Below are 1,857 nucleotides of genomic sequence, written 5' to 3' on the forward strand. Positions count from 1 at the left end.
TACGCATTCGGCATAATGTGCGTCGATCTCTTCTTGTGTGACAGTGCTTGGTTGCTTTGTTTGGCGTTGGCCGTAAAGCCGCTCTTCCATGCGGTTAAACTCCGCTATGTAAGCTTCCTTGAACGCTGCTGCCTTTTTGCCGGTAAAGCCCATGACGAGGAAGACGAAGCCGTCCTTGGTCATGGTATACATCGGTATGTTTGCGGCCTGTGCTGTCGGTGTATTCACTCACCTCAAAATTGAGGGCAGTAAATTTTTCAGAGCAATCAAGGCGTTCGATGGTGCGTAATACGTTATCGTGACGCTTGTCAAAGTAATCAGCAACGTCCAATGATGTAGTTACAGCTTTACCATTGCGGATAGTGACTTTGGGTGCAGCAAGGCTTGTTTGAAGTGTCATAATGACCTCCGGTGACAATCTGAATTTAATCACCACCAAGAGGTTCGAATCTCTATAACTGGTGGTGAACTGAACAGGGTTCGAACTACCGGGATTGTCATCCGGCCTACCTTTCGGTAGCCCTATCCAGCCCACCATTGAGATGCGGCTAGATTGCGACATAAAAAAACACGCTCGCGGCGTGTCATTCTGTCGCGACAATCCCTACGGGGTTCGAAACCCGGCACCTGAATTTGCAGATGCAGAGTGACTATAGCGCATGGGTTCTCCTTGCGTCAATGGGGTGGCTTATTGTGCTATTTACCACGTGCCCCTATTTTTCACCTTGACGCAGCGGAAATCCTCCAGTTTCACCTTATCGCCGAACGACTTACCTGCCTCCTTATGCTTAAAGAGCAGTTTTTCGCATTCTGACATGGTGAGTTTCACCTCAGAGAACCGTAGCCACTGAACATCCATCCCGCCGGGCTTTTTGATCGTTGCTGTTATTAGGTACATAAGTCTCTCCGGGGCTGTTTATGCCGCTACACCGTTCATCATGACGCCTAAGAGCCTTGGAAACAGACTGTCGTAGAAGTGTGGCTGTGTCTGGCGCGGATTATTCGGGTCCGTCAGGTTTTTACCAAACTGCAAGCCTTTCTCTGTTAGCGACCCAGAACAGTTTCTCTTTGTCGGGATGCTTGCTGCTGGGGCGTGACTTGCGCTCAGCGAGTCCAAGTAATTGTAGACGCTTGAAACCAGACTGTGCGGTGTAGGGCTTTCCGTGCAGCATCAGCAGTTCGGTTAGGGAATGCGTGACTTCACTTGAGCCGGTTACGCTGCCCTCCGGGGCATCTACGGCGTAGGCAGGCAGGATATCCGGCATGCCGAGGGAAGATTGTAGCTTTTTCATTGCTCCCAGCATCGCGGAAGGCGCTATGCGCAGCTCTTGCTTGTAGAAAGCGAGCAAGGCCAATCCCGCTTGGACTTTTTCTACCAGTACACCGTTGCTGGACTTTACAGAATCACGGAATTGCTCATATACCTGAACCTCAAATTCAGGTTCTATCCATGCCGCATAGCGGATGGCCACTAATTCATCTGCCCATGTTCCTGACTCAATGCCACCTTTAATTACATTAACCGAAGCCCTTTTTTGGGCTTCGCTCAAAGATTGCACAAATGCAGCTATGCCATCAGAGCGCATGAATTTTGATGGTCTCTGTGATTCTGTAGCTTTACCTTGCGCAACGGCGGCACGGTGTAAATCATTCAGGCAGTAACGCCCGAAAGCATCCTGACGGACGACGGTATTTTCAATGACAACTAAGTTAGACATAACGATTTCTCCATAGTTAAACGGATGTGGTTATCAGAGGGCTAATGGGTAAAATTTTGCAGATTGGCGGTCAGATCGCTTACACTTGTCTTAACACAGGAGGATCCGCTATGGGCCAGGTTGCATTTGATACATTGCA

The 1,857-nt window shown here is 49.3% G+C and carries 2 protein-coding genes and 1 pseudogene; all 3 read right to left on the reverse strand.

Annotated features, from left to right (window positions below):
* Window positions 1-538 (reverse strand): annotated as a pseudogene (locus QZ506_RS17450) (Rha family transcriptional regulator); the annotation flags it as partial.
* 162 nt (window positions 539-700) lie between these two features.
* Window positions 701-898, reverse strand: a complete 198-nt coding sequence (locus QZ506_RS17455) for a DUF1187 family protein (protein ID WP_291972908.1) — start codon at window positions 896-898, stop codon at window positions 701-703.
* A gap of 121 nt (window positions 899-1,019) precedes the next feature.
* Complete coding sequence (locus QZ506_RS17460) at window positions 1,020-1,718, reverse strand: KilA-N domain-containing protein (RefSeq protein ID WP_291972909.1); 699 nt, start codon at window positions 1,716-1,718, stop codon at window positions 1,020-1,022.
* Window positions 1,719-1,857 lie beyond the last annotated feature (139 nt).

Source organism: Candidatus Symbiopectobacterium sp. (assembly GCF_020054415.1).
In the GTDB taxonomy this organism is placed as follows: domain Bacteria; phylum Pseudomonadota; class Gammaproteobacteria; order Enterobacterales; family Enterobacteriaceae; genus Symbiopectobacterium.

Excerpts from the sequence above, each read along its gene's own strand:
- QZ506_RS17455 (WP_291972908.1), bottom strand. The coding sequence starts at position 898 with ATGTACCTAATAACAGCAACGATCAAAAAGCCCGGCGGGATGGATGTT.
- QZ506_RS17460 (WP_291972909.1), bottom strand. The coding sequence starts at position 1,718 with ATGTCTAACTTAGTTGTCATTGAAAATACCGTCGTCCGTCAGGATGCT.